The following is a 4,000-nucleotide window of genomic DNA, read 5'->3' on the forward strand; positions in this document are numbered from 1 at the left end:
GGCCGGGAGCGGCGGGGACCAGCCCGTCCTGGGGCAGGGGTGGCTGCTGCCGCTAGCTTCGTCGGCGGCGGCGTACGCTGCCGGCCACCAGCAGCACCATCAGCACGAAGGCGATGGGAAAGCAGAACCAGGTCAGTCCCAGAAAGCCGGCCCAGACCTCGGTTCCGGCCATGGCACCGGCCAAAATCACGCCCAGGCTGCCCAAACCGGCCAACAGCGCGACGACGGCGGCAAGGACCAGCACTCGGTGCAAAGCACCGGACTCGGCGGGGCGGGACGCATTGTGGGCGGGGACGGTTGCGGGCATGAGACCAGATTACAGCCGCCATTCCGGAGCCTGATTCCTGGCGCTCACGCCACGAGCGGAAAGCGGCGGGCAACGGGCTCGGCGGTCAGCGGAACGCGATAACCTAGAGACAGACTTTCCCCGATTCGGCGCGGTCGCATGTGCGACCGCTGTGCTACCGGCGGGGCCCATGGTAAGAACGCAGCAGCGTGCGGTACCGCTGCATCATGAAGCAGAACGAGGTAAGCAAAGTGCCCATCGGCAAAGTCAAGTGGTTTGACACGGATAAAGGGTTTGGATTCCTGGCCAGCGAGGACGGACAGGAAGTGTTCCTCCACGCCTCGGCGCTGCCGGCCGGCGTCAAAGACGTCAAGCCAGGCACCCGGATGGAATTCGGCATAGCCGATGGCCGGCGTGGCCCCTCCGCGCTCTCGGCGCGCATCCTCGACGCTGCTCCCTCTGTGGTCCGGGCGACGCGGAAGCCGGCCGAGGACATGGCCGTGATCACGGAAGATCTGATCAAGCTGCTGGACGAGATCTCCAACGGCCTGCGCAGGGGCCGCTACCCGGAGCGCTCCCACGCGTCGAAGGTTGCAGCGGTGCTCCGCCGCGTGGCCGACGACCTGGACGCGTAGAGCGGCCTCCATGACTGAAAACATGACCGACCCCGCCGCTGAAACGGTTGACGCGGGGCAGGCCGTCGCCCACGAGTCGCAGGCCGAGGCGGCGCCCCGGCGTCGTCCCGTCAGGCGCGCTCCCAAACTAGACCCTGTGTTGGCTGCCGCGGTGGACCGTGCGCGGGACGGGGTACTGGAGATCGCGCCGTCCGAGCAGATCGGCGCACACGTCGGCACATTTGCCGACGGCGACCGTCTGGTCACTCACCGGTTCGAGGCCCAATTGGCGGGCTACGCGGGCTGGCAGTGGTTCGCCACGCTGGCCCGGGTGCCGCGGGGCAAGGAAGCAACTGTTTGCGAAGTGGGCCTGCTTCCCTCCGAGAAGTCGCTGCTGGCACCCGAGTGGGTTCCGTGGGCCGATCGGGTTCGGCCCGAAGAAGCCGCGGCTGCGGCCGAAGCAGAAGCGGCGGAACGCTCCGAGGCTGCTGCTGCAAACGATGGGGCAGAGGCGGCGGCACGCTCCGAGCCTGCTGCTGCGAACGAAGTAGCAGAGGCGGCGGAACGCTCCGAGCCTGCTGCCGCCGACGATGCGGCGGCGGCGGATCGCACCGAGGAAGCCGCGGACGGCACCGAGGCAGCTGCTGGCGATGATGTGGAGGCGGCGGACGGCACCGAGAGAGCCGTTGCAGGCGTGGCAGACGATTCCAATGTAGCCGCGGACGGCGTGCCCGCAGCCGAGGACCCGCGACCGGTCACGGAGGACGTAACCGACGGCTACGGCGCCGAGGCCTTCGACGTCACCGCGACCGAGGCCTCCGACGTCACCGCGACCGAGGCCTCCGACGTCACCGCGACCGAGGCCTCCGACGTCACCGCGACCGAGGCCTCCGACGGCACCGCGACCGAGGACGGCGCCGAAACTACGTCCTGACGCGACCCATCGACGAGGCAGGTATGCAGCCGGAAAGGGCGGTAAAGCGTGTTTCGTTCACTGAGGTTGTTCAACTACCGGATCTGGTTCATTGGGGCCTTGGTCTCCAATATCGGCACATGGATGCAGCGCACGGCGCAGGACTGGCTGGTCTACGACATCCTGACCGAGCAGGACGCCGCTGCCATGGGCATCGTCATGGCTCTGCAGATGGGGCCACAACTGGTTCTGGCTCCATGGGCCGGGCTAGTTGCCGACCGCTTTGACCGGCAAAAGCTGCTGATGGCCACCCAGATTTCAATGGCCGTGCTGGGCTTGGCGTTGGGGTTGATGGTAATCGCCGACGTCGCCCAGTTGTGGCATGTCTACGCCTTTGCCCTGGCACTCGGCATTGTGACAGCGGTGGATGCGCCGGCGCGGCAGACGTTCGTCTCGGACGTAGTGCGCGACGATTACCTGCCCAATGCGGTGGCGCTGAACAGCACGTCCTTCAACCTGGCCAGGATGGTCGGGCCGGCCATTGCCGGTGTGCTGACCGTCGCCATCGGTCCCGGTCCGGTGTTCCTGATCAACACCGCCACCTTCGCGGCGATGATCGCTGCGCTGCTCGCCATCCGACGGCAGGAGCTTCACCTGCGGGAGAAGGCCGCCAAGGGACGCGGGCAGATCCTCGAAGGCTTCCGGTATGTGAAGCAGCGGCCCGACCTGGTGGTTGTGCTCGCCGCCATATTTATCATCGGTACCTTCGGCCTGAACTTTTCCGTCTTTGTCGCCTCCATGGCGCGGACCGAATTCGGCGGGCATGCCGGCGATTTCGGTTTGCTCTCCTCGGTCATGGCCGCGGGTTCGGTCACCGGTTCACTGCTTAGCGCACGGCGGGACCGCCCCCGGCTGCGCTATATCTTCGGCGCATCGGTGGCCTTCGGCATCGCCTGCACGGTGGCAGGGTTGGCCCCCACGGTTTGGCTGTTCGGGCTGGCGCTCGTGCCGGTCGGCGCTGCCGCCATCACCATCATGACGAGCGCCAATGCGTATGTGCAGACCACGACTGCCCCCATGATGCGCGGGCGCGTCATGTCTTTGTACATGGCCATCCTGATGGGCGGGACCCCGATCGGTGCGCCTCTGGTCGGTTTGGTGGCCAACAGCTTCGGCCCGCGCTGGGGGCTGGGAGTGGCCGCGCTGTCCGGCGTGGCCGCCGCCGCGATCGGGATCGTATGGGCCTGGCGTGCCCACCACATGCGTCTGCGCTTCGACCGGTCTGCGGCCCGGAAACTATCCATCACCTACGGCGTGCCGGACCGGCGCGGCTAAGAGATTCCGAGACCGCTGGCGCCCCACGTATCCGGCATTTGCTGCTGGCGTTACGGCATTCTCCGCAGGCGCCCCCCGAAATCTTCTGCTCGTGCCGCGGGAAGCTCAGAATGGGGGTGGCGCGTTGGGGTCGGTGTTGTCGTCGGGCAGTTCGATGCCGCCGAGCGTACGTTTTGGTGGTTGGCCGCGGTCGATGGCGTCGCGGGTGGCTGCGTCTCTGGCTGCATCTGCGGCGCCGTCGGTGTTCTCTCCGCTTTCGCCGTTCGCCGCTTCCGTCTCCGTTGGCCGGGGCAGGAGGGTGTCCCAGCCCTCGTCCGGCTGGGTGGTCTTGCGGTGGCCGGTGCGCGTGGTCCAGGTGATCTGACCGTGTGGGCCGGCCTCGGCCTGGATATGCCCGGCGGTCTTCGCCGCGTGGTGGGCGCTGCACAGGCACTGCAGGTTTTCCGGCACGGTTGGCCCGCCGTAGTCCCAGCCGCGGACATGGTCGATCTCGCAATAAATGGCGGCGCGGCGGCACCCAGGAAAGCGGCAGTGCCGGTCCCGGACACGGACCAGGCGTTTGAGCCATTCGGGCGGAATCCGCAGTTTCCGGGCGGCCGCGATCGCCTGGCCGTGGTCGTCGGTGAGCACCGGCAACCAGGACTTGGCCAGCTGCGCCAGTTCCCGTCCCATGTCTGCCGGGATCGGGCCGTGTCCGGCCAGGTCTCCGGGCTCCTCGCTCAGTCCCAGCAGCGTGGCCAGGGGCACCGTGACCAGCATCCCCGGCCCCGCGCCACCGCAGTTGCCTCCGCCGGGTGCGGGCCGGGTGCCCGCAACGTCCGCGGGTGTCGGACTTGGGACTGCGACGGTCCC

The 4,000-nt window shown here is 68.0% G+C and carries 5 protein-coding genes; 3 read left to right on the forward strand and 2 right to left on the reverse strand.

The genetic code is table 11. The annotated features are described in order from the left end of the window. Positions 1-52 precede the first annotated feature (52 nt). On the reverse strand, positions 53-307 hold the full coding sequence (locus AC5RV2_RS15490) for a hypothetical protein (protein WP_494093073.1): 255 nt from the start codon (positions 305-307) through the stop codon (positions 53-55). Positions 308-537: 230 nt separating this feature from the next. Between AC5RV2_RS15490 and AC5RV2_RS15495 the strand changes: the two genes are divergently transcribed. From AC5RV2_RS15495 to AC5RV2_RS15505, 3 genes are read left to right on the forward strand one after another with little or no spacing between them, the layout of a single operon-like run. Continuing rightward, positions 538-921, forward strand: coding sequence for a cold-shock protein (locus AC5RV2_RS15495; protein WP_493979440.1), 384 nt, complete (start codon positions 538-540; stop codon positions 919-921). Between the two features lie 10 nt (positions 922-931). Then, a complete protein-coding gene (locus AC5RV2_RS15500) occupies positions 932-1,834 on the forward strand; it encodes a DUF3027 domain-containing protein (RefSeq protein ID WP_494093074.1) in 903 nt (300 codons plus the stop codon). Positions 1,835-1,882: 48 nt separating this feature from the next. Continuing rightward, positions 1,883-3,148 carry an MFS transporter gene (locus AC5RV2_RS15505; protein ID WP_494093075.1) on the forward strand — a complete coding sequence of 422 codons (1,266 nt, stop codon included), beginning with the start codon at positions 1,883-1,885 and terminating at the stop codon, positions 3,146-3,148. 105 nt (positions 3,149-3,253) lie between these two features. Here AC5RV2_RS15505 and AC5RV2_RS15510 read toward each other — a convergent pair. Beyond that, a partial coding sequence (locus AC5RV2_RS15510) for an HNH endonuclease signature motif containing protein (protein WP_494093076.1) occupies positions 3,254-4,000 on the reverse strand: 747 nt, incomplete at its 5' end.

The organism is Arthrobacter sp. Y3225116, from assembly GCF_059091245.1.